We start from the raw sequence: 23,296 nt of genomic DNA on the forward strand, positions 1-23,296 counted from the left end.
ACTTTCTGGATTTTTCGGCAGACCTGCCGCAGATTAAATGAAATGCTCTCCAGATAAACCGATTATACCTTCCTCCCCCCACTCTGTCAATCCCATAAAAATCCACAAAAATTTTCCTTCCGCCTTCCAACGCTCAGTTACCCGGGCATGGGCATCTCCCACGCCCGGGTGACGTCCGTTCTGCATATTTTTTTCAAATACCTCTTGACATTTCCCATTTTCCATGCAATACTACTCACCATAAAGCAAAGGCGCTTTGGATTCCCCATCCAAGGCGCCCTTTTTGTTTGCTCATTTATACCCCAAAATAAATCTCGAAAGGAGTGCTGTGAATATGCCAAAAGATATTCCCACACTATATGGAAGCCTGGTTTTCAGCGACAAAGTGATGCGCAACAAACTCCCGAAGGACGTATACAAAGCCCTTCACAAAACCATTCAAAATGGAACCCACCTGGAACTGGACGTAGCCAATTCCGTAGCTGTAGCCATGAAAGAATGGGCCGTAGAAAACGGCGCCACACACTTTACCCACTGGTTCCAGCCCATGACCGGCTATACCGCTGAAAAACACGACAGCTTCATATCACCCAATGGAAGCGGTGAAGTCATCATGGAATTTTCCGGCAAAGAACTGGTAAAAGGAGAACCCGATGCGTCCAGTTTCCCCTCAGGCGGCCTGCGTGCCACATTTGAAGCAAGAGGTTACACAAACTGGGACCCTACATCGCCAGCTTTTATCAAAGATAACACACTTTACATACCAACAGCATTTTGTTCCTTCAGCGGAGAAGCACTGGATAAAAAAACGCCCCTGCTCCGCTCCATGGAAGCGTTGAATAAAGAAGCCGTTAAAATGCTCCATCTCCTTGGCAACAAGGAAATAACCAGTGTCTCCACCACGGTAGGACCGGAACAGGAATACTTCCTTGTCCCTAAAGAGCTTTACGAAAAAAGACGGGATCTCATCTTTACAGGCAGAACACTGTTCGGTGCCCCTGCCCCCAAAGGCCAGGAAATGGAGGACCACTACTTTGGTGCTCTGAAACCGAGAATTGCTGCCTACATGCATGAACTGGATGAGGAACTCTGGAAACTGGGCATTCCGGCCAAGACAAAACACAACGAAGTGGCTCCTGCCCAGCACGAACTGGCCCCTGTTTTCGATACTGCCAACGTGGCGGTTGACCACAACCAGCTCACCATGGAAATCATGAAAAAAACAGCGGAGAAGCATGGCCTTGTCTGCCTTCTCCATGAAAAACCCTTCGACGGCATCAACGGAAGCGGCAAGCACAACAACTGGTCCATGTCAACCAACACAGGTATCAACCTGCTGGACCCGGGCAAAACTCCTGCCGAAAACATTCAATTCCTGGTATTTCTTATGGCTGTGATCAAAGCAGTGGATGACTACGCAGACCTTATGCGTGTATCTGCTGCCAGCGCCGGCAATGACCATCGTCTCGGCGGCAACGAAGCACCTCCTGCCATCGTCTCCATCTTCATCGGCGATGAGCTGGAAAGTGTACTGAAATCTATTGAGGAGGACGCTTACTTCGGAAAGGCCCATCCCGTACAGTTGGAAACCGGTGCACATGTACTGCCTCACTTTACCAAGGACACTACAGACAGAAACCGCACCTCACCTTTTGCCTTCACGGGCAACAAATTTGAATTTCGTATGCTGGGCTCCGCCGCGTCTGTGGCAAATCCCAATATGGTTTTGAACACCGCTGTGGCAGAGGCTCTGTCCCAGTTCTACAATGAACTAAAAGACACTGCGCCGGAGGAAATGGAGCATGCCGTCCATGAACTAATCAAACGCGCAGTCAAAAAGCATAAAAAAGTTATTTTCAACGGTAACGGCTACACAGAAGATTGGGTAAAAGAGGCAGAATCCAGAGGACTTTACAACCTGGTTTCTACACCTGAAGCCCTTCCCCGCTTTATTGCCGATAAAAATCTGGATTTGTTTATCAAACACGGTGTATTTACCAGGGAGGAGATTTTCTCCCGCTATGAGATTCTTCTGGAGACCTATTCCAAAACCGTTGCCATCGAATCCAAAACCATGCAGGAAATGCTCATAAAAGATTTTCTCCCGGCAGTCAACCGCTACGCCGCTGCTGCTGCCAAACAGGTATCCGATAAAAAAGCTCTGCTTGCGGAACTCTCCACTACATCTGAGGAAGCCCTGGTGTCAAACCTGACTGAAATCTCCAACCGTATTGCAGCCGGTGTAACCACCTTAAAAGAGGCAACCGCCAAAGCTGAATCTACAGTGGATATGCAGAAGCAGGCTGACCTGTTCCTCACTGAAGTTCTTCCTGTAATGGAAGAGCTGAAGAACGCTGCAAATGAAGCAGAAATAAAAATTCCTGATGAAATACTTCCATATCCGACCTATGACCATCTGTTATTTTACGTCTAAGGAGACAGCCCCATGGAATTACAGTCAGATATGGAAATAAAAGAAGCCTGCGGTGTATTTGGCATCTTTAATCCAAACGGGGAGGATGCTGCGTCATCCATTTACTACGGCCTCTGCTCTCTGCAGCACCGGGGCCAGGAATCCTGCGGCATCGCCGTTTGTGATACCAAAGGTCCCAAAGGCAACATGAATACTCACAAAGGAATGGGGCTGGTAAGTGAAGTCTTTAAGGATGATATCCTCGAGAAGCTTCACGGTAATCTGGGTATCGGCCACGTCCGTTATTCCACCACAGGGGCTGCCACTCTTTCAAACGCGCAGCCTCTGGTATTGAATTACATTAAGGGAACACTTGCTCTGGCCCATAACGGGAATCTGGTGAACACTCAGGACCTCAGATGTGAACTGGAACAAACCGGAGCAATATTCCATACAACCACGGATTCGGAAGTCATCGCTTACTGCATCGCCAGGGAAAGAGTCCGCACTCACAATGTAGAAGAGGCAATTCTGCATACGGCAAAAAAAATACGCGGAGCCTATGGACTGGTCATTGCCAGCCCCAGAAAGCTGATAGGCGTCCGTGACCCTCTTGGCCTGAAGCCGCTCTGCCTTGGCAAACGTGATTCATCTTATATCATTGCTTCCGAGAGCTGCGCCCTCTCTGCAATCGGCGCAGAATTTATCCGTGATATCCGTCCGGGTGAGATTCTCACCATCACGGCGGATGGCATTACCTCCAACTGCCAGCTATGCCAGGAGACTCATGCACACTGCATTTTTGAGTACATCTATTTTGCGCGGCTGGACAGTACCCTGGACGGCGTCAATATCTATGATGCCCGCATCCGTGCAGGCGCAGCCCTTGCGGCGGCATATCCTGCAGATGCAGACCTTGTGACCGGCGTCCCGGATTCCGGGATTCCGGCAGCTAAAGGCTATTCGGAAGCGTCAGGGATTCCATTTGCATTAGCCTTTTATAAAAACAGCTATGTGGGAAGAACCTTCATCAAACCGACACAAAAAGAGCGTGAATCAAGCGTCCGGCTGAAATTAAATGTTTTAGAACCTGTTGTGCGGGATAAACGTATTATCCTTGTTGACGACTCCATCGTCCGCGGCACAACCATAGCGAACCTCATCCGTATGCTGAAAAAAGCCGGAGCAAAAAGCGTTCATGTTCGTGTCAGCTCTCCACCGTTTCTGTATCCTTGTTACTTTGGAACAGATATTCCATCCAACAAACAGTTAATTGCTTCTTCCCACACAGCTAATGAAATCTGCGCCATGATCGGTGCCGATTCCCTGGGTTATATGAACCCACGGGACCTGCAGTCCATGGTGGGAAAATTGCCTCTGTGCAAAGCCTGCTTTGACAGCCATTATCCCATGGATATCACAGGCCATACAGCAGACAACAAACAATAGATAATCTATACCGGTTTCCTGCTGTTATCAACAGTAATTGCGGAGATGCGCGGTCATTTCCCGTGGCCGTCATTTTCCGATTACATATATCACATTTTTCTTTATGCAAAGGTGCGTATTTTCAGAGTCTCCCATAACTCTTAAATACGCACCTTTTTTGTTTTTATTCTGGGAAGGAAAATGTAAAAACTTGAAAAAGGAAGGAGATATTTTTATGAGTGATTTTTCATCTGTAAACACGATCTGGGTACTTTTAGGCGCCGCACTGGTCTTCTTTATGCAGGCAGGCTTTGCCATGGTGGAGACCGGTTTTACACGGGCCAAAAACGCCGGCAATATTATTATGAAAAACCTGATGGATTTCTGTATCGGTACCCCTGCCTTCTGGCTGGTGGGCTTTGGTATTATGTTCGGCTCCCGCAGCGGCTTTTTCGGTTCCGTGGCAGGCATTGCCTCTGAATCCAATTACGGCACAGCCATGCTTCCGGACGGTGTTCCGTTCTGGGCATTCCTGATCTTTCAGACTGTTTTCTGTGCAACCTCCGCAACCATTGTCTCAGGTGCCATGGCTGAGAGGACCAAATTTTCATCTTACTGCATTTACAGCCTTCTCATCAGCTTGGTGGTATACCCCATCTCCGGTCATTGGATCTGGGGCGGCGGCTGGCTGGCACAGATGGGATTCCATGACTTTGCAGGTTCCTGCGCGGTTCATATGGTAGGCGGAATTGCTGCCCTTGTAGGTGCCAAAATTCTTGGCCCCCGTATTGGCAAATACTCAAAAAGCGGCAAATCAAAAGCTATCCCGGGCCACAATCTGACTGTAGGCGCCTTAGGTGTCTTTATTCTCTGGTTCTGCTGGTTTGGATTCAACGGTGCCTCCACGGTATCTATGGAGGGCGATGCCATTGTCTCTGCCGGAAAAATATTTGTCACAACCAACCTTGCCGCTGCTGTGGCGACCGTTACAGTCATGTGCATTACATGGATCATGTATAAAAAACCGGATGTTTCCATGTCACTGAATGGTACGCTGGCAGGACTTGTAGCCATCACGGCAGGCTGTGACACCGTTTCCCCCACATCCGCTGCTGTCATTGGCATTCTGGCCGGATTCGTGGTTGTATTCGGTATTGAATTTATTGATAAAATCTGTAAAATTGATGACCCTGTGGGCGCTGTCGGCGTTCACGGTATGTGCGGTGCACTGGGAACCCTCTGCGTGGGCCTTTTCTCAGACGGTGCAGGCACGCAAGCCAAAGGACTTTTAGTTGGCGGCGGTTTCCATCAGTTAGGTGTACAGTTCATCGGCTTCCTTGCAACTGCAGCCTGGGTTGTTGTGACTATGATTGTTATTTTCCAGGCAATCAAACACACCGTCGGCCTCCGCGTATCCGCTGATGAGGAGATTGCGGGACTGGATATCAGGGAACACGGACTTACCAGCAGCTACGCTGACTTTGTAACACAGGATTCCATGGGCACAGTTCCAAGCGTCATGGGCACAGCCAAAAAATACACCCCGGCATCAGAAGGCTCCTCTGCCACGCAGGCGCCTGCCGAAGTACCAGGGGAATTTCCAAAAGAAGGAACCACAGTACACAAACTCACAAAAGTGGTCATTATCACAAGACGCAGCAAGCTGGAAGACTTTATGCACGCCATGAATGAAATCGGAGTGACTGGTATTACTATCACCAACGTACTGGGCTGCGGAATCCAGAAAGGCTCCACCACCTATTACAGGGGTGTTGAGATGGATATGAATCTTCTTCCAAAAGTCAAGATAGAGATTGTCGTCAGTCTTGTTCCTGTCCAGAAAGTGATTGATACTGCAAAAACGATTCTTCATACCGGGCAGATTGGAGACGGCAAGGTATTCATATACGATATAGAAAATGTAGTTAAAATCCGTACAGGAGAGGAAGGTTTCCTGGCACTTCAGGACACTTCACCTGAGGAGTAAAATATAACTTTCCACAAAATAGTCCCGCCGGACAGCATCCGGCGGGACTATTGCGTGTACCTGTTATTCATTATCTGCGGTTCATTTTCTTTCTCTTAGCAGAAACCACTACTGCAAACACAGCGCCTGCGGAGAGAACTGCCAGCATCAGATAGCCTGCCATGTTCATGGTATCTCCCGTCTTCGGAACTGTCTTGGTCAGTTTCTTGAATGTTACGGAAATCTTGTGGTTTGCGCTCACATCCTCAAATGTGTACTTGCTGTTTTTCACGGTAACAGCCTTGCCGTCCACAGTAACCTGGGAAATCTGGTATCCCTTGTTTGGAGTGATGGTGAATGTCGCGTCATTGCCTTCCATAACTTTAACGCTGCCGGAAGGAGAAATCTTACCATTGGAACCTGCGGATGCAGTGATCGTATACTGTTCTTTTACGCTGAAAGGAACTGTAATGGTCTTCTTCTCAACAGTCATATCTGTCCAGCCTTTTTCTGTATACTCTTCCAACTGGAACACTACCTGAAGTTCCATTTTTCCTGCTTTATTCAATGTCAACTTCGCGGTATACGGAGATTTTTTCCAGGTACCCTTTGCAGAAGCACCCCATTTCCAGCTCTCAGGAACCCATCTGGTATCCTGTGATTCCGGTTTCTGATTGTCCATGCCGTTTCCGTTTGCTGCAATATTTACAACAGCATTTTTGTCATAGACGCCGTTTACTTCGATGCCCGTCACGCTGGAACCCTCGAATGTGATAATTGTCTTTGCGGATGAGCTGCTGCTCACCTTGCTCTCCATTGCCTCATCGGGGTTATATTTTACTCTTGTCACAAAAGAATATCTTGTGTTTGGTTTTAATCCGCTGAAAACTTCGCTGTCCTGCCATTTTACAGGATTTCCGTTTTCAAGCACTGCATATTCCTGACCGTTTACGGCTCTGAGGGTAATGCTGTTTTCTGTCCTTCCGATGCAGACCGGAGCTTCAGGAGCCGCTGCTGCTGCCTTTTTGGTCGTAACTTTCAGAACATCGCTGACAGGGCTTTCCATCTGTTTGTCTTTGTCAAATTTGACACGTGTAACAAACTTATATTCTTTGCCTGCTGTCAGTCCCTTGAATTCGCCTGTACTGTTCCAACTGATATCGCCGCTGTCCAGATATACGCCGTATTCCAGGTCTGCTGTAGAGGTATCGAGTTTAATCGTTGTGTCTGTCTTCTCCGCAAGCTTCGGAGCTGCTTTCGGCTTATCTGCCGCTGCCTTTAATGTGTGTACCGCTGCTGCTTTACTCCAGTCACTGTCAGAATATGGTTTATCAGCTTTATCGTTACCCTTGATCATAACATAAGCCAGATAATCTGTGTCAGGCTTCAGGTCCTTGAACTCACCGGTATCATTGGTCAGCTCCACTGCTTTTGCCTTGCTGTCCTTTAATGCCAGCTTATAACTGTAAGTATACTTGTCGGCGTCACTGCCAGGTTTCAGCACAACACTTGTGTCTGTCACTTTTTCAACAAGAGGTTTCTCTGGTGTATCCGCTTTTTGCGGCGTATTCTTGTCAGTATTGGTATTTGTCGAATTGTGTATCTCATTGTCTTTATTTACCAAGGCATTATTCTGCTGTTGGTGGCTCTTAGAGGTATCTCCCTTCGGCTCTTCCTTTTTATCCCCGTCTGTTTTTGGTGGATCGAGGCTGTCAGATGGTGGATTTACTGCCGTGTTATTATCTATGGCCGGCGTTTCATCCAGCGTATTTCCCATATCTGTCGGTGGGTTTACATCACCACTGCCATCCGGTTTGTTGGTATCATCCGGTTTCTGTGTCTCGTCTGGTTTTTCCGTCCCGTCCGGCACATTTACTTTATTGCCTTCTACACCGGTATTCGTCTGATCTGTTCCCTCAGGTTTTTGAACTTCAGTGTTTAAACTGTCATCCTGCGGTTTATTAGTTTCTGCATTTTTATCTGTAACGTCTGTCTTTGGCGTTTCCTCAACTTTTGGAGTTTCATTCTTTACCTCTTCCTGCTTTGGAGTCTCCGCCTGTATTGCTGCAGCTTCTGTTTTTACTTTCAGCTGATCTGCATCCTGTACTGTCTCTGCATCTTTTGTCTTCTGAGCAAATACATACTCCGTCTCAGCCTTCAGTCCTGTAAATGAAACTGTCTTTGCCGTCTTATCATACTGTTTATCTTCTGCCCATTTCCATGTGCTTCCATTTTCCTGAATGCCGTATACATACCCCTCTTTTGTCTTCAGGGTCACGCTGTCCGCCGTCTTCTTGGACAGTTCCGGTTTTCCTGCTGCCTCTGTGCTCTTGCCCGTCCCCTCTTCCGCTGCGGAAACATAAACGGTTGCCATGGAAAATACCATGATAAAAGTAAGAAACATCGCCAGCATTCTTTTCACTTTACGCTTCATAATCTTTCACCTCTTTCATTCATTATCTGCCTGTGAATAACCACTCCTTTTCTATATTACTATTATAGCAAATCGTCGTTGCAATGAATAGTATATTAATAAACTTTAAGAAAACTTTGTCGATATTTCCCAAATATCCTGTTCAATATCTGGCAGTAATTTTTATAAATCTTCGTAAGAAACCAGAAAAAACAGGGATGCTATCTTGACTTTTTCTTTTGGGTAGTATAAAATTAGAGGGTCGTAAGGAAATATCATAAATATTATGTTTCTGTAGCTCAGCTGGATAGAGCGACCGCCTCCTAAGCGGTAGGTCGGGTGTTCGAATCACCTCAGGAACGTACAAAAGGGGCTTATCTTGAATATCTCAAGACAAGCCCCTTTTCAATCCTCATTCCTCAAACAAAACTTTTACTGCTCCCATGCCGCAGTTGATATCAAAGAAGTTCTCAGCACCGGTATTTACCTTATAAGTACCGCCCATGCCTCCAAACTGATTATCACCCACTCTGACATCTCCCATTCCTACCTTCACCCTGTATCCGTATTCCGAAGGTGCCACAAGGCTTGCCGCGATCTCTCCCATGCCGCAGTCCAGTTTACATCTGCCCCGCATCTGGCCTTCCAGCATGATTTTACCCATACCGCATTTGATCTTGGCAGCACCGCTGTAATAATCTGCCAGCACAATCTCACCGGCCCCCAGATCCAGGGTACTGGCATCTGCCAGGATTCCTCTTCCCACCAGTTTTCCTGCACCCAGTTTTATCTTCACATCTTTAAAATGATATCCTCTCGGTATAATGATAATGATTTTCCGCTCCGAGAAAATATTGGTAATGTTACTCAGCAGGAACAGATCCCTATACCCTCTGTCTTTTATCTTCCAGACTCCATCCCTTACCTCTTCTCTGCAGTCCCCGTTTGGATAACATGACAGGTCGAGGGCAAACTCATCACCCTCCTTGATGATAGCGTCCGCCATTCCGATATCAATGTTCAGAGAATGGATCATCACATTATTCTCACGGAAAACTTTTCTGATTTCCAGTGTGCCGTTCTTCCAGTCCTCCTCCCATTTTCTTCTGTCAGCCTTATCCTGCTGCGGCCCGTTATCCTGGGTCCGGTCAGCCTCCGGTTTTACATTCTCCTGAGTTCCGAACCCATCCGTACCGGATGCACCAGTCTTACTTCCCTGTCCGGACCGGCTCTGCGGCTGGCCTGCCCCCTCTTCGTTTATATGTTCTGTCTTAACCCGGCTCTGCGCTTCGGCAGTCTCTTTTTTCTTTACCTGTTCTTCCGTTTTGACTTGACTCCGCTCTTTGTCATTCTCACCTGCATTTACCTGCTCTTCCACGCTCATCCGTTTCTGCTCTGTACTGTCATCTCCTGTGCTGACTTGCCTATCCGCTCTCTTCTGACCCTGTGCTGCGTCTTCCTCTTCCGTCGTATCACCTGTCGCCTGATCTATCTGCCACTCCATCTCAGCCTGCCATTCCAGTCGAATCTGATTCTGTTCCTCACCGGAAGATTTTTTCTCCTCCTCAGCGCTCTGTCCCCGGAACGAGTTTTCTGCCTCCGGCTCCCCTCCCGAAGGCATTTCACCTCCGGCAAGCTGACCGCCGCCCAGCAGCATATCCGTACTGACGCCAAATATATCTGCCAGGGGAACCAGCATCATAATATCAGGGCAGGAGAGACCGCTCTCCCATTTACTTACTGCCTGAGCGGAGATTCCCAGCTTCTCAGCAAGCTGTGCCTGTGTAAGTCCTTTAAGTTTTCTTAAAAATGAAATCCTGTCTCCAAATGCTTCCGGAAGACGGATATTTGCTGTTTTCATATTTGTATTCTCATCCATATTTTTTACCCATTCAACTTTCCTGTTCAGCGTTTACAAGTTATAAGTAAATTCCTGCGGCAGTGCACAGCCTGTTATCTGTACACGAAGATTATCTGATAAAACGGCGCGTCGTGTTTTTAAGATACTAACAGCATATCCGGAATTTGAGTGCATTTACAAGCAACCGTAGGTTGATTTTTAAGATTTTTTCAAAATTCAACCATTAGTTGACTGCTTTTACACCTATTATAACAAACACACCTTCTTATGGAAAGAAAAACAAATACATCCCGCATAAATGTCCTATACTCGCCCGACCGGCCTTCTGTTTTCTCCTGCAGCTAAAATATCCTCCCGGCAAACATTAGGAACCTAAGTATCTGAGTAAAATCTGTCCTGCATCATCAGGACAAATTATCTGTCATCTTTTCCGCAACTTTAAAAAATACATTCAGCTCCTCCGGCGATATCCCTGCTGTCAGCACTTCCTCCAGTCCTGTCAGATCAGAGACAACCTGTTCTTTGTACTTTAAAGCCTTGTCGCTGGCAATGATCCGCTTCAGCCGTGCATCATAGGAGGTCACTTCACGGCGGATCAACCCGTTGTTTTCCATCTTTTTCAGCAGTTCCGTAGCGGTTGGCGGGCGCAGCCCATACTCCTCCTCAATGTCCTTCTGGAATACATCATCCGTCCGTACCGCTGACCTTGACAGCAGGTGCATATACTCACTCCTTTTTACTGATCAATGAAATCATTACCGTCACTCTTTCTCACACAGTTCCCTGACAAACTGTTCCGGGGATATGTTTCCGCTGCCCAGCTCCTCTGAACCTCTCATAAAAACCTCTGCTCTGCGTCTGTCCAGATAAAATTCCCAATACTGCATTCTTTTGTCTGCTGACCCGGCCATATTTTCAATCTGCCGGCAGACATCATCCTCCGGCTTACATGCATCACCTGTATCCCATACCGGAATCCCTGCTCCTCTCTCATACAATTTCACGGCAAAATTCTCCAGTATTTCTTCCAGTGCCCAAACTGTCACCTCGGGATGCTCCGCAGCCTTATTCACAACAAAAGCATCACTGACTCCCCCAAGGCTCTCTCTGCCGGTATACACACCCGGAAAGGGAACTGCGGATAATTTTCCATGCAGTGGACTGTTTTCCTGCATGACATTTCCGGCGAAATCACTTTTTGCCAGATACATGGGAATCCTGCTCAGATAGAAATCATTTTCCACATCCTGCGTGCTCCTTGTAAATAAAGGACTTCCAAAAGCCCCCATATCCCTGAGCAGACAGAACTTATCAACACCGTTCAGGAAAGCGGAAATGTCCTCCTTTGTCCCTTCCTGTCTCAGCACCCTTTTACAGACATCACTCCCGGCCTCACTTACACATATACTTTCCAGATAAAGCCTGAAACCGGTATCCGTGTCTCCCGAACAGGCAAAAGGCGTGATATCCCGGGCAATAAACTCCCTGCATACCTCCTCCAGTTCGCCCCAATCCGAAGGAATCTGCAGTCCGCATGCATCAAACATCTCCCGGTTGACAAAAAGGACAGCCACACTTTCAGAAAATCCCAGACCATATATACCGCCCTCATAATTCATACCTTCCATCGCTTCCTCGTCTATCCTGCTGTTAATATCTTCAGACAAATATTCATTCATCTTCAGCAGTTTTCCCGAACTGACCGCCCCCTTCAGATAACTGTCTCCAAAGCAGAAGTAAATATCCGGTGTATCATTGGAAGCAATGGCAGACGGCAGCTTTTCTCTGTAAAGCTCCATCTCCGTACCTTCCGCCAATACCTGTACGGTATCATGCGCTTTGTTGAATTCCTCCACAGCTTCCAGAAAGGATTTCTTATATGCCTCCCCCTCATTTTCCCATGGATACCACAGACACAGATCTATCCTTTCTTCTTCCTCACCGCTTTTCTTCTCCTCGGACTTTGGAAGAACGCGAAAACAGAGCAATGTTATCGCTGCCAAAAGAAATAAAAACCCCAATAAAATAATTCTCTGCCGTTTTTCCATCTGCTATCACCCATGCTGTCCTTCATAAAACTCAGATTTTTAATATCTCCTCAATGCACTCTGCCGCGGCTCTTCCCAGATTTCTGTGTCCTTCTCTGCTCAGATGGATACAATCCTTCACGGAAACCTCCGCAACTTTCCCGGCATCCAGCAGCCAGACACCCTCCATTCCCTTTAAAGCAGCCTCATAAGCGGCATACAAAGCCTTACTTTTACTCACAGATTCCTCATCGTACATACCATAAAAATCAGATGACGCAATCTCATCCCGCACCGGTGCCGGGACGATCACCAGGACCTCCGGTCTTTCTCCTACCCAGTATGTATCCGGATTTCGAGCCATTTTAACAAGGTTCACCATACCTGCTGCTATCTCCTTAACACTGGGCGTAAATATATGACGGATATCATTTGTCCCCAGCATGAACACCACCAGATCCAAAGGCTGATGGCTCTGCAGGCTGCAGCCCAGAAACTTTCTGCCATTCCTGTCAGGTGATGTAGGGTCATCAAACATAACGGAACGTCCGCATAGGCCCTCCTCAATTATTTTCGCCCTGCCTTCCAGACATTTCTGCAGAATCCCGGTCCATCTCACATCATCCCCATACCTGAAATTTTCCCCGTCAGGCTCAGGATTATGTCCCCATGTATTGGAATCACCATAACACAATATACGTTTCATTTTCTTATCCTTTCACAGCTCCTAATGTCATTCCCTCTATAAATTTATCACTTGCAAAAATAAATGCAATAAGCAGAGGTATAAAACTTATCATGGATGCTGCCATTATAGTTCCTGTCAGTGTACCATTTAAATCCTTCATGGACGCAATGCCCAGGGGAAGGGTTTTCATCATAGTTTCATTTACAGTGATAAGGGGCCATGTCAGACTTCCCCACTGCTGTGTAAAGTTAAAGATTGCCAGAAGACTTAACTGCGGCACTGTTATAGGCAGTACAATCTTGAAAAATGTCCCATAATTGCTGCACCCATCTATCTTAGCTGCCTCTATCAATGAATCCGGTATATCTTTCATAAACTGTGTCATCATATAGACTCCAAAAGCACTTGCCACCCCCGGAAATACCAGAGATTTATAAGTATTCACCCATCCCAGCTTGGAAACGATCAGAAAAAGAGGAATCAATGTGGTAACACTGGGAATGATCTGCGTCGCGACCACCACATTAAACAGTACCTTGGAACCGGGAAACCTTCTTTTTGCAAATGCGTATCCTGCCATGGATGCCACCAGTACCACCAGCACCGTATTGCTGCCTGCAACAAATACACTGTTCAGCATCCAGCGCAGATATGCCCCGCCCTGCATTTTCAAAACTTCTGTATAATTATCCAGTGAGCCTCCGCTGGGCCAGAATTTCGGCGGATAACTGATGATTGCATTGGTATCCAGCATGGAGGATACAATAAGCTGCCAGAAAGGAAATGCAATGATGACCACCAGTAAAAACAGCATAAATGTCTTCAAAAAGGAAAAAACTTTTTTCTTTGCCCTATATCTGTTCATTCTTTTTCCCCCTTCTTCTGGTTTTATCCTTTTCTCTCAATAACAGATTCTCCAGACCATAGATCAACAGGATCACAAGAAGAAATACAAGTGAAGCTGCTGCCCCGAATCCCACTCTGTAATATTTAAAACTGTACTGGTAAATCTCATATATCACGGTCTGTGTCGCACCGAGAGGCCCTCCGTTCGTGAGCATATACACAGATTCAAATATCTGAAACTGCCAGATCGTATTCATAGTCACACACAGAATGATCGCATTTCTGATAAGCGGCAGCACCACATAGATTGTCTCCTGCACTACATTAGCCCCGTCTATTCTGGAGGACTCCAGGCAATCTGCGGGAAGGGAACGCATTGCCGACATATACACAAAGACAAAGAAGGTTCCGCCCTTCCAGAGTTCCAGTATCATAACTGCCATCTTTGCACTGAATCTCCCGTTCAGCCAGCTTATGGGCTTCATGCCCAGCACCTGGAATAACATATTCAAAGGTCCGTTGTTCGATAAAATATAGGAGATCAGAACACTGGCCACAACCATGGAGATCAGCATGGGAAGAAAATAGATGACCTCGCACACATGTCCAAACCGTGTTTTTTTCTTGATCAAAAGGGCAAAAAAGATCCCCAGGAACTGGCTCACCGGCACTTCGATCAGCATATAGATGAATGTGTTCTTAAAAGCGTTTTGGAAATCCGGTGTCTGCAGCACATCCTTAAAGTTCTTCAGTCCCACCCAGTCAAATTGTGCCTGCAGAAAGTTACCGTCATGCAGGCTGAGATAAAAAACGTATCCTATAGGTATAATTGTAAATGTGATAAAGAAAACTGCAAATGGCAGTAAAAAACTATAGGACACAGCATATTCCTTAATTCTTCTCTTATTCATAAATACACTCTTCTCCTAAACAGCAGAGGGGCCTGTAAAAGCCCCTCTCAGTCCCAAAACTTATTCTCCGCTGATTGCTTTCATAGAATCATACATAGCCTGGATGGAATCCGCCGGTGATTTCTCACCTCTTGCAACATTTTCATACATGATCTTCAGATTCTGAAGCATTGCATTGGCGTAATCAGAAGCAGGGCTGACCTGGAGCTTCTTGATTCCTTCCGCGGCAACAGCCATTATTTCGTCTCCCTCATACATCATGTCATTGGTAGCCAGCTGCGGGGAGAAAAATCCCACTTCTGACAGATATATCTTTTCAACTTCCGGTCTGGTGATATACTCAACGAATTTCCACGCTTCATCGGGATATTTTGTCTGGCTGGAGATGGACAGCATACCAATGTTGGCAAAATTCCATTTGGCATGTTCCTCGTCACTGGCCGGTCCTGCCGGAAGGGCAAATGCTCCCAGATTAATATCTGAAGCCTCTTTAATAATATTTGTATAATGAATCTGCTGTGGGAACATGGCAACCTGTCCGTTATAGAAATATGACCGCTCCTCATCCTTATTCGTATATTTTTCCAGTGGAAGAACTACCTGATCCTCATGATACAACTGGTCAAAGAAAGTCAGTCCCTCCACACCCTGTTCATTATTAAATCCAATATTGGTAAGATTTTTATTCCACATATCAGCTCCGGCCTGGATAATGTAGGACAGTGGCTGCCAGTAGTCATCCATCTCATACATCATGCCCCATTGGTCAGTCTCGCCGTCACCATCTTTATCCTGGGTAAGCTTTTTCGCTGCTTCTCTCAGTTCTTCCCATGTTTCCGGCACCTTTGTAACTCCTGCTTCCTCAAACATATCCTTGTTGTAGAACATAACCGAATTCAGTGCAACAAACGGTATTCCCATAAGTTTCCCGTCATGAGAACAGTATTCCAAAGCTGACTCCGGATAACCTGATAACTTTTTCTCGTCTGCATAGTCATCAAGTGACAGAAGATATCCATTCTTGGCATACAGCGGGAACTGCTCTGTCTGGAAACTGATGTCCGGACCGCTGCCTGCAGAGAAAGCCGCTGTCTCCTTCTCCACAACAGAATCCCATGCAACATTGAGAAATTCCACTTCAATATCCGGATTTTCCTTGTTGAAGTCCTCGATCATACCGGCCCATATGTCATCCTCACGGTCCGAATGCGGTGATTTCCAGAATGTAAGCTTTACCTTTTCCCCTGAATCCTTATCCGATGTGTCCGCGCCTTTTTCCTCTTTACTCTCTGAGGCCTTACTCTCCTCTGAACTGCCGCCGCAGCCTGCCAGCAGGCCGATTGCCATACTTGCGCATAAAAGCATTGCTATTTTCCTTCTCATTCTCTTTTCCTCCTGATACATACTATAGCTTTTCATGCCTTATCACTTGCTACGGTTACAGTATAGAAAAAATCCCCGCCACTCTGAACCCAGTATTTTTACCCTATTCCGCACATATTTTACTTTTTTTATAATCATTAACCGACATCCCCATATATTTCCGAAAACAACGGCTAAAGTAGTCAGGATTCGGAATGCCGACTTTCTCTGCAATCTCATACACCTTCCAGTTTCCTGATTTCAGATAATCACATGCGTGTTCAATCCTCACTTTATTGAGATATTCCACGAATGGGATGCCTGTCTTCTTTCTGAATGTACGGCTTAAATAACTGGGGTTCAGGTAAAATCTCTCGGCCGTTGTGGAAAGGGAAAGGCTGCTCTGGGCGTAATTCTCCTCCAGATAATCCCTTATCTGTTCCATAACCTCCTTTGTCCCTTCCTCCACTGTCTCGATCTGCCTGCCCACTCTTGCAAGGGCTTCCTTTACCTCCTGCCGCTTTAAGGGCTTTAAGATAAAATCCACAGCCCCGGCCCGGAGTGCTTTCTGCGCGTACTTAAAATCGTCATAGGCAGTAACAATGATCACCTTAACCTGCGGATATTTCTTCATGATCTCTTCCGCCAGCGAAATGCCGTCCATAATGGGCATTTTAATATCCGTAACCACCAGATCCGGTATTTCCTCCTGTATACGGAACAGTGCCTCCCTGCCGTTCTGGGCTTCCCCTATGATCTTCATATGAAACTCTTCCCAGTTCACAATAATTCTGAGAAGGTTTCTGGTCCCCACTTCATCCTCCACAAGCAATACTTTCATCATGACCTTCATCTCCTTCATAACAGACAGGCACCCTCAGTACAATAGTTGTCCCTTTTCCTTTTGTGCTCTGAATTGTATAATCTATATCTGACTCATAGAATATTCTCATTCTCTCTATGGTTCCCCGAAGCCCGAAACTCTTCTCATTGCTGCTTATATTCTCTCTGTTCAGCTCTTTGATCTTATCCTCATCCATTCCCACACCGTCGTCCTCTATGGTGAACTTCAGATATCCATCCTCCGCTGTCCCCTCCACATACACCACACCTGGTGTTTCTTTTGGACGGATTCCATGATTTACTGAATTCTCCACAAGAGGCTGCAGCACCATTTTTAAGATAAAAGTCCCCTGTATCTCCGGGTCCACATTGAGAACATAGTGCAGGGAATCACCATACCGTAATTTCTGCAGTTCCAGATAATCCTTCACCATCTCTGCCTCTTCCCTGACCGAGATCATTTCCCTTCCCTTGCTCAGCAGTATCCTGTAATAGCTGCCGAAAGCTTCCAGAGCATCATATACCTCCTCATTCTTTCCGCTCAGTGCAAGATATCCCATCGCGTCAATTGTATTATATAGAAAATGCGGCTTCATCTGTTCCTGCAGCGCGTTCAGTTCTGCCCTTCTCTTTATCTTTTCCTCTTCATATACTCTCTCGATCAAGGCATCTATCTCATCCACCATCTTGTTATATGTAGTCTCCAGAATCTCCATTTCCCCGAATGTGTTATACCTGTTTCCCCACATCCTAATCTTCTCAAACTTTCTTCCGCTCATGCGGTTCATAGAACCTGCCATCTGTTCCAGCGGGTCAGCCACATACCGTTTCATGATAAAATATCCGATCCCGCAGAACAGGGCCAAAAATATCATTGCCATGGCAAAAATGATCCCGCCGATCCCTGACTGCTTCAATCCGTTTTCAATCCTTACACCTGCCAGTACCTTCCAGTTATTGCCTTCGATATCCTGCTGCGCAAGAAGAAGACTGTCATTGTTTTTCTTACTTTTCAATGCTTCCTTTACACTGGGCAGGGACATATCCGACTGGGAAGTGACGATCTTACCTGTATCATCCAGAACATATATTACCGGTATACTCTTGCTGTCCAATCCCCCGTAACTGTCTGCAAATGCATTCAGGTCCATATTTATCATCAATATTCCAACAGGATGGTAATCCGTGGGGTTGTTGATCACCCGGATGAGAGATACCGTAGTCTCAGCGCTGCTCTGAGTCAGAACACGGTCAGCATTTAGCTTCAAACAGTAAGAACCTGCCAGTTCCCTGACCTCCTCATACCAGTTCGTCTCCCTGATATCTTCCATGCGGAGAGTTCTGACATGATTCTTATCTATACTGCATCCATGACTTTCCATATCCCACATATAAATACCGTTAATATGGGTCTCCGTATCCACAAGCGATGTAAACTGATGCAGACTCTCCTTCTGCATCTTCCCATCCTTCAGCTCCAATGCCTCTGTGATATCACTGCTGGACAAAATGATCCTGGAATAGTAAGCCGTATTGTCTATCAGCGTTGATATATTTTTACTGACCGTGTTCAGCGTCTGAGCTGAGAGTGCCTGTGCTGACTCTGTGGCATTTTTGTCACTGACCCGATAAAAGATCAATAAAATAATACTCCAGGATACCAGAAGCAGTGACATATACAGAAATGCCAGTTTTACAGAAATCCTCGCCTTTCCAAGGATCTTTCCCTTTTCTCTTCCCATGAAAATCCTCCAATCCCCTCTGTTCTCTTTCACAGCCCAAAATGACAGGTACCATCAAGATACCTGTCATTCACCAAAAGCTACTTATCCCTTGCCAGTTCATATCTGATTTCCTTCATATCACTTTCATACTTTCTGAAGGAACCCTTTCCGTTCATCTTAGCATTGAAAAGCGCCACATCAGCCTTTCTGTAAAGCACATCGAACTCCATGCCCTGTTCAGGTATCATGACATAGCCGGCGGATACGGAGAAGACGATCTCATGCTCCCCGTCACTGCGGACAGTGACCATACTCTCCATCACTTTTTCAAGCTTCGCGTGCACATCCGCGTCCCTGATCCGCTTGCAGAATATAAGAAATTCGTCTCCACCGATTCTGCAGAGTATGTCATCGCTTCTGAAAAACCCTTTCAGCTTCCCGGCATTTTTGCAGATCATCTCATCACCATATGCATGGCCGAATACGTCATTAGCCAGTTTAAAGTTATCCAGGTCAAACATGATGATCGCAGCGGTTTCCTCCCTGCCCTCCATATCCGCCAGATAACTCTTGATTCGGGGTATTGCTGTCTGACGGTTAAACAATCCGGTCAGGGCATCCGCCTCAGCAATTTTAGTGAGACGCAGTTCCTGGTTTTTCTGCTCTGTAACATCCAGATAATATCCCACTGCTTTTACGGGAATGCCGTTCTTATCACAGATTGCCTCCCCTGCCGCCTTGATCCACACACCCTTTCCATCTGCTTTTATCAGTGGAAATGTACATTCCGCGCCGGCCCCAAAATTATTTTTGTATAATTTCTTTAATATGTCTATGAAGGATTCCCTGTACGCTTCAGGCATCCGTTCTTTTTCCAGAAAACAAAGCGGAAAATTCCCTATCAGCCGGGAGGTATCCTTCTTTTTCCCTGACTTCAGATGCTGGATATCAGACAGCGTGAGCATATTTCTTCTGAAATCCCACTCCCATCCGTTGATATCCGCCAGACGGAGGATACTCTCAATTTCCTTTCTCATCAGCCACAGCTCATGTTCCTTTTTCTTAATGGAGGTCACATCCCTGTAAATGCAGAGATAGACGCTGCCCTCCTCATCCCCGCTGATAAACCTGCCGTCCATACTGAGCCATATCTTCAGGTTATCCGGCATTTTGATCTCAATGGTATCCTGGTAGTTCCTTCCTGACTTGATGGCATCCTCCAGTTCTCTCCTGACAGACTGCAGCTCCTGTCCTGTTTTCCATGGTTTTTCATACTCTTCCTTTGTATATCCCAGTTCCCGGAAAAGTCCGTCTCCCAGTATCTCATACCTGAATATCCCATCCTTATAATGTACAAGTACAACATTATCTGAGAAATTCTCCATGAACATCCGCATCTTATTTTTCAGTTCCATGGTCTCCGTCACATCCACAACAACTCCCTGGAAAAATGACGTTCCGTGAAAATTCATATATTTACTCTGGTCAATGACCCATATATACCCATGCTTTCCCAAAATCCTGTATTCCAGATTATGTGATACGGTATTACGCCTCAGTAACTCAGCGCCTTCCTCAGCCAGGCGCCGGTCATCCGGATGTACCATCCGCATAAATTTGTTCTGAAACAGCTCCTGTATCTCAGCCCTTGTATAGCCCAGCATTTCCAGGAATTTGTCACTGATATAGAGGAAATCATACTCCGGTGTGTCCGCGCATCTGTGATATCCGCCGGGCATGTCATAATTCAGAAACTTGAGCTCCTGGTTCTGGCTCAGCAGCATGGCGTTGCGCTCCGCAAGCTGCTGCTGTACCATCATGGTCTCAGAGATATCCGTACACGCACTGACAATAGCCATTCTTCCATCTTCCGCCCGGATTATTTTCCCTTTATCCAGGGTCCAGAACCAGGAACCATCCTTTTTCGGCATACGGTATGTTGTAGTGTACTCCGCACCCGGATAATACGCGCCAATATCATGGCCCACCCGCTCCCTGTCATCCGGATGAATGGTATTGATCACCTGTCCTTTAATGGCCGCGTTAAGTTCCTCATAACTTTCATATCCCATCAGACGGATCATCTCATAATTGGCAAAATAAAGAGGAAATCCCTCCTCGCAGTATCCCCCGATCATGCCGCCCGGGGACATCTGGGCAAATATAGTGGCGGCTGTCTTTCTGTTCTCCTCTGTCAGCTTCATAAAGGATGCATCGTTTTCCGATACATTGAGAACAGCGGCAAGTGCTCTCTGGGAAGATTCCAGCATGGCCTCCCTCTCCTTCTGCATGGTGACATCACTGACAGATCCGTAATAAAATCTGTGCCCATCCTGTTCCTTCAGGAAAAACACATGGTTATGCATCCAGATTGTCTTACCGTTCCCCTTCAGACGCCTGACTTCGCCCTCCGCTCCTGTTATTGACTTTTCATAAGCTTTCTGGAAAATGCTCAGCATTTCCCGCCTGTCATCCTCATAGACGTATTGGATGATCCTTACTTTATTTTCCTCAAGCTCTACAGGGTCTGTTTCCATGATCCTGTAATATTGTTCATTGACGCGTATAAGCTCTACATCGTTCCGGTAAACATCATAAAATGCTATTCCGCCCAGGATATTGTTCATCATGGTCTCACTGAACACATTATCTCTGAACATATCCTTTATACGGAACCTCTCAATCTCCCTGGCCTTGATTCCCCTGAAATCCACTTTGTTTTCATCTGCAAGAAGCTTTTCAAAGGCTTCTACCGGCATTGGTTTGTAAAAATAATACCCCTGTGCATAGATACATCCCATATCCAGGAGAAAATCCACCTGTTCCTTTGTCTCAACCCCTTCTGCGATCACGCGGATTCCCATCAGCCGTGCCATACTCGTTATGGCTTCCAGTATACCCATTCCCCTGTCTGCGCTCTCCTCATTCATATCCAGGAACTTCATGTCTATTTTAAGAATGTCCACATTGACATCCTTTAACATATTGAGGGAGGAGTATCCGCTTCCGAAGTCATCCATGAGAACCGTAAACCCTGACTTCCGCAGGTTCTCCACAGCCGCTCTGATGATATTATAATTTTCCGCGTAAGCACTCTCCGTAATCTCTATCTCTATCAGCGATGGGTCCAGCCTGTACTTCTTTATCAGCCCGCAGAAACACTCCGCCACATCAACCGTATAAATATCTACTCTGGACACATTGACAGATATGGGAACCACCCGGTATCCTCTGTCCAGCCACCCTCTCACGCTGCTGCATACCATATCCCAGACATACATATCCAGTTTTGCGATAAATCCGCTGTTCTCCAGCACCGGAATAAATTCATCCGGGGGAACCAGGCCCCGCTCGGGATGAATCCACCTGACAAGTGATTCCAGGCCTATGATCCTCCCTGTCATCATATTACATTTTGGCTGCCCATAAAATACAAACTCGCCGTTTGTCAGCGCTCTCTGCACTTCTGATAAAAGTAAGTGGTTTTCCTCAATTTTCTGCATCATTGCCGCATCATACCAGGAAACACGTTTTGCATAATTTCCCTTTACGGATGCCAGCGCAATGGATGCCCGGTCATACATGGTGCTTACAGGCAGGCTTTTATCTGTTATCTCATACATACCGAATACAGGAAGGAATCCGGCATTTCCTCCGTACTGCTTTACGTAGTTCAAGATCTCATCCTGTATACTTTTAATCGTTTCCCTGTCATCAGGCAGTATGATAACAAAATCATCATCTCCCATATAACCGGCGATTCCCTTGTTGCTTTCCTGGGTCCTTTTAAAAAATCCTCCTGCTATTTTAAGAAATCTGTCACCGGCCTCCTGTCCATACCATTCATTGAAAATCTTAAAGTGTTCTATATCAACAGCCATCAGACAGTATCTCTGATCCCCGCCTGCCTTCAGAAATTCATCGGCTTTTGAGAAAAAGATATTCTTCCTGTAAAGCCCGGTCAGACTGTCATAAGCGTTGTCCTGCAGTTGATTTTTGTGCTCCTGTTTCATCTGCTTTGTCTTCTGGGTATTGATATCCTGGATAAAGCACATAAGGATCTGATCTCCGTCCCCGCTATGCCTAAGCGGCACAACAAGCTGAAGAATCCAGCAGAAATCACCATTCTGCATCTTTTTTCTGCACTGGCTTCTCACGGCATTTTCCGCTGTATCCTTTGCCATCCTTGTCAGAATATCATCCAGGTTCCAGAACCTGAAATACTCTTCCCTGTCATCCGGATGGATCAGACGCTCTCCTGTATCCTGAAGCATCTGTGTAAGACTGCCGGATGAGGGGACAGGGGGATATTTTTCCTGCATTTGATACAGTTTTTTGTATGTATTTTGTGTAATATTCAGCTCGTACAATTCATCATATGCGGTGAGGTTGGTAAGATTAAAGAACAGGCTTTTATTGCCCTCATGTATCTCCTTTGCCAGAACCATGCTGCGGATACCGGAGCCGGGCCAGTCAATGGCTCCGGAATTAACCTCCACCCATTTCTTAACCTTTTTATTATAGAAAATGGCATTATCCCCGTCCTTCCGGGCAAGAGGACACTCCCCGCAGGGCTTATCCTCATTACACAGAATCTGATAACAGATCTGCCCGCACTCCAATTCGGGAAAAGTCTCCTTCAGCGCATCATTGCAGCTGACGATCCTGTAATCACTGTCTATAATATATATTTTGCTTTTATTATTAACCGATAGCTTTTCCATAGCCCCTCCAACACACATACAATACCATCAATATATCCATTATAGTGCTGAATTCACATAAACGTCAATGATTTTGCCTCTCCTTTATGC

The 23,296-nt window shown here is 46.2% G+C and carries 14 protein-coding genes and 1 tRNA gene; 4 read left to right on the plus strand and 11 right to left on the minus strand.

From position 1 onward, the window contains the following. Nucleotides 1-334 precede the first annotated feature (334 nt). From WMO65_RS23530 to WMO65_RS23540, 3 genes are all read left to right on the plus strand, one after another. Nucleotides 335-2,434, plus strand: a complete 2,100-nt coding sequence (locus WMO65_RS23530; RefSeq protein ID WP_103731562.1) for a glutamine synthetase III family protein — start codon at nucleotides 335-337, stop codon at nucleotides 2,432-2,434. 12 nt (nucleotides 2,435-2,446) lie between these two features. Next, nucleotides 2,447-3,862, plus strand: coding sequence for an amidophosphoribosyltransferase (gene purF, locus WMO65_RS23535; protein ID WP_033143936.1), 1,416 nt, complete (start codon nucleotides 2,447-2,449; stop codon nucleotides 3,860-3,862). 214 nt (nucleotides 3,863-4,076) lie between these two features. Next, complete coding sequence (locus WMO65_RS23540; protein ID WP_033143937.1) at nucleotides 4,077-5,828, plus strand: ammonium transporter; 1,752 nt, start codon at nucleotides 4,077-4,079, stop codon at nucleotides 5,826-5,828. A 70-nt stretch (nucleotides 5,829-5,898) separates the two neighbouring features. Here WMO65_RS23540 and WMO65_RS23545 read toward each other — a convergent pair whose 3' ends face one another. Next, nucleotides 5,899-8,241, minus strand: a complete 2,343-nt coding sequence (locus tag WMO65_RS23545) for an InlB B-repeat-containing protein (protein ID WP_148392046.1) — start codon at nucleotides 8,239-8,241, stop codon at nucleotides 5,899-5,901. A gap of 267 nt (nucleotides 8,242-8,508) precedes the next feature. Between WMO65_RS23545 and WMO65_RS23550 the strand changes: the two genes are divergently transcribed. Further along, a tRNA-Arg gene (locus WMO65_RS23550) sits at nucleotides 8,509-8,582 on the plus strand. A gap of 50 nt (nucleotides 8,583-8,632) precedes the next feature. Here the strand turns inward: WMO65_RS23550 and WMO65_RS23555 are convergent. From WMO65_RS23555 to WMO65_RS23600, 10 genes are all read right to left on the minus strand, one after another. Further along, on the minus strand, nucleotides 8,633-10,081 hold the full coding sequence (locus WMO65_RS23555) for a helix-turn-helix domain-containing protein (protein WP_148392047.1): 1,449 nt from the start codon (nucleotides 10,079-10,081) through the stop codon (nucleotides 8,633-8,635). Between the two features lie 404 nt (nucleotides 10,082-10,485). Continuing rightward, nucleotides 10,486-10,803: a MarR family winged helix-turn-helix transcriptional regulator gene (locus WMO65_RS23560; RefSeq protein ID WP_148392048.1), complete on the minus strand. Its 318-nt coding sequence runs from the start codon at nucleotides 10,801-10,803 to the stop codon at nucleotides 10,486-10,488. A gap of 39 nt (nucleotides 10,804-10,842) precedes the next feature. Further along, nucleotides 10,843-12,129: an ABC transporter substrate-binding protein gene (locus WMO65_RS23565; protein WP_148392049.1), complete on the minus strand. Its 1,287-nt coding sequence runs from the start codon at nucleotides 12,127-12,129 to the stop codon at nucleotides 10,843-10,845. A gap of 31 nt (nucleotides 12,130-12,160) precedes the next feature. Further along, entirely contained in the window at nucleotides 12,161-12,814 is a 654-nt protein-coding gene (locus tag WMO65_RS23570) for a GDSL-type esterase/lipase family protein (protein ID WP_148392050.1), read from the minus strand. Nucleotides 12,815-12,818: 4 nt separating this feature from the next. Beyond that, complete coding sequence (locus WMO65_RS23575; RefSeq protein ID WP_033143197.1) at nucleotides 12,819-13,661, minus strand: carbohydrate ABC transporter permease; 843 nt, start codon at nucleotides 13,659-13,661, stop codon at nucleotides 12,819-12,821. Beyond that, nucleotides 13,648-14,553 (minus strand): carbohydrate ABC transporter permease, encoded by a 906-nt coding sequence (locus tag WMO65_RS23580; protein WP_033143196.1) that lies wholly within the window; start codon nucleotides 14,551-14,553, stop codon nucleotides 13,648-13,650. The genes WMO65_RS23575 and WMO65_RS23580 overlap by 14 nt, the downstream gene beginning before the upstream one ends. Before the next feature lie 60 nt (nucleotides 14,554-14,613). After that, complete coding sequence (locus tag WMO65_RS23585; RefSeq protein ID WP_033143195.1) at nucleotides 14,614-15,936, minus strand: ABC transporter substrate-binding protein; 1,323 nt, start codon at nucleotides 15,934-15,936, stop codon at nucleotides 14,614-14,616. A 103-nt stretch (nucleotides 15,937-16,039) separates the two neighbouring features. Then, nucleotides 16,040-16,759 carry a response regulator transcription factor gene (locus WMO65_RS23590; RefSeq protein ID WP_186971196.1) on the minus strand — a complete coding sequence of 240 codons (720 nt, stop codon included), beginning with the start codon at nucleotides 16,757-16,759 and terminating at the stop codon, nucleotides 16,040-16,042. Further along, nucleotides 16,731-18,500: a sensor histidine kinase gene (locus tag WMO65_RS23595; RefSeq protein ID WP_148392052.1), complete on the minus strand. Its 1,770-nt coding sequence runs from the start codon at nucleotides 18,498-18,500 to the stop codon at nucleotides 16,731-16,733. Before WMO65_RS23595 ends, WMO65_RS23590 begins: the two co-directional genes overlap by 29 nt. 80 nt (nucleotides 18,501-18,580) lie before the next feature. Continuing rightward, nucleotides 18,581-23,206 carry an EAL domain-containing protein gene (locus WMO65_RS23600; RefSeq protein ID WP_148392053.1) on the minus strand — a complete coding sequence of 1,542 codons (4,626 nt, stop codon included), beginning with the start codon at nucleotides 23,204-23,206 and terminating at the stop codon, nucleotides 18,581-18,583. Nucleotides 23,207-23,296: the final 90 nt, after the last annotated feature.

It is taken from the genome of Blautia caccae (assembly GCF_040095955.1).
GTDB classification, from domain to species: Bacteria; Bacillota; Clostridia; order Lachnospirales; family Lachnospiraceae; genus Blautia; species Blautia celeris.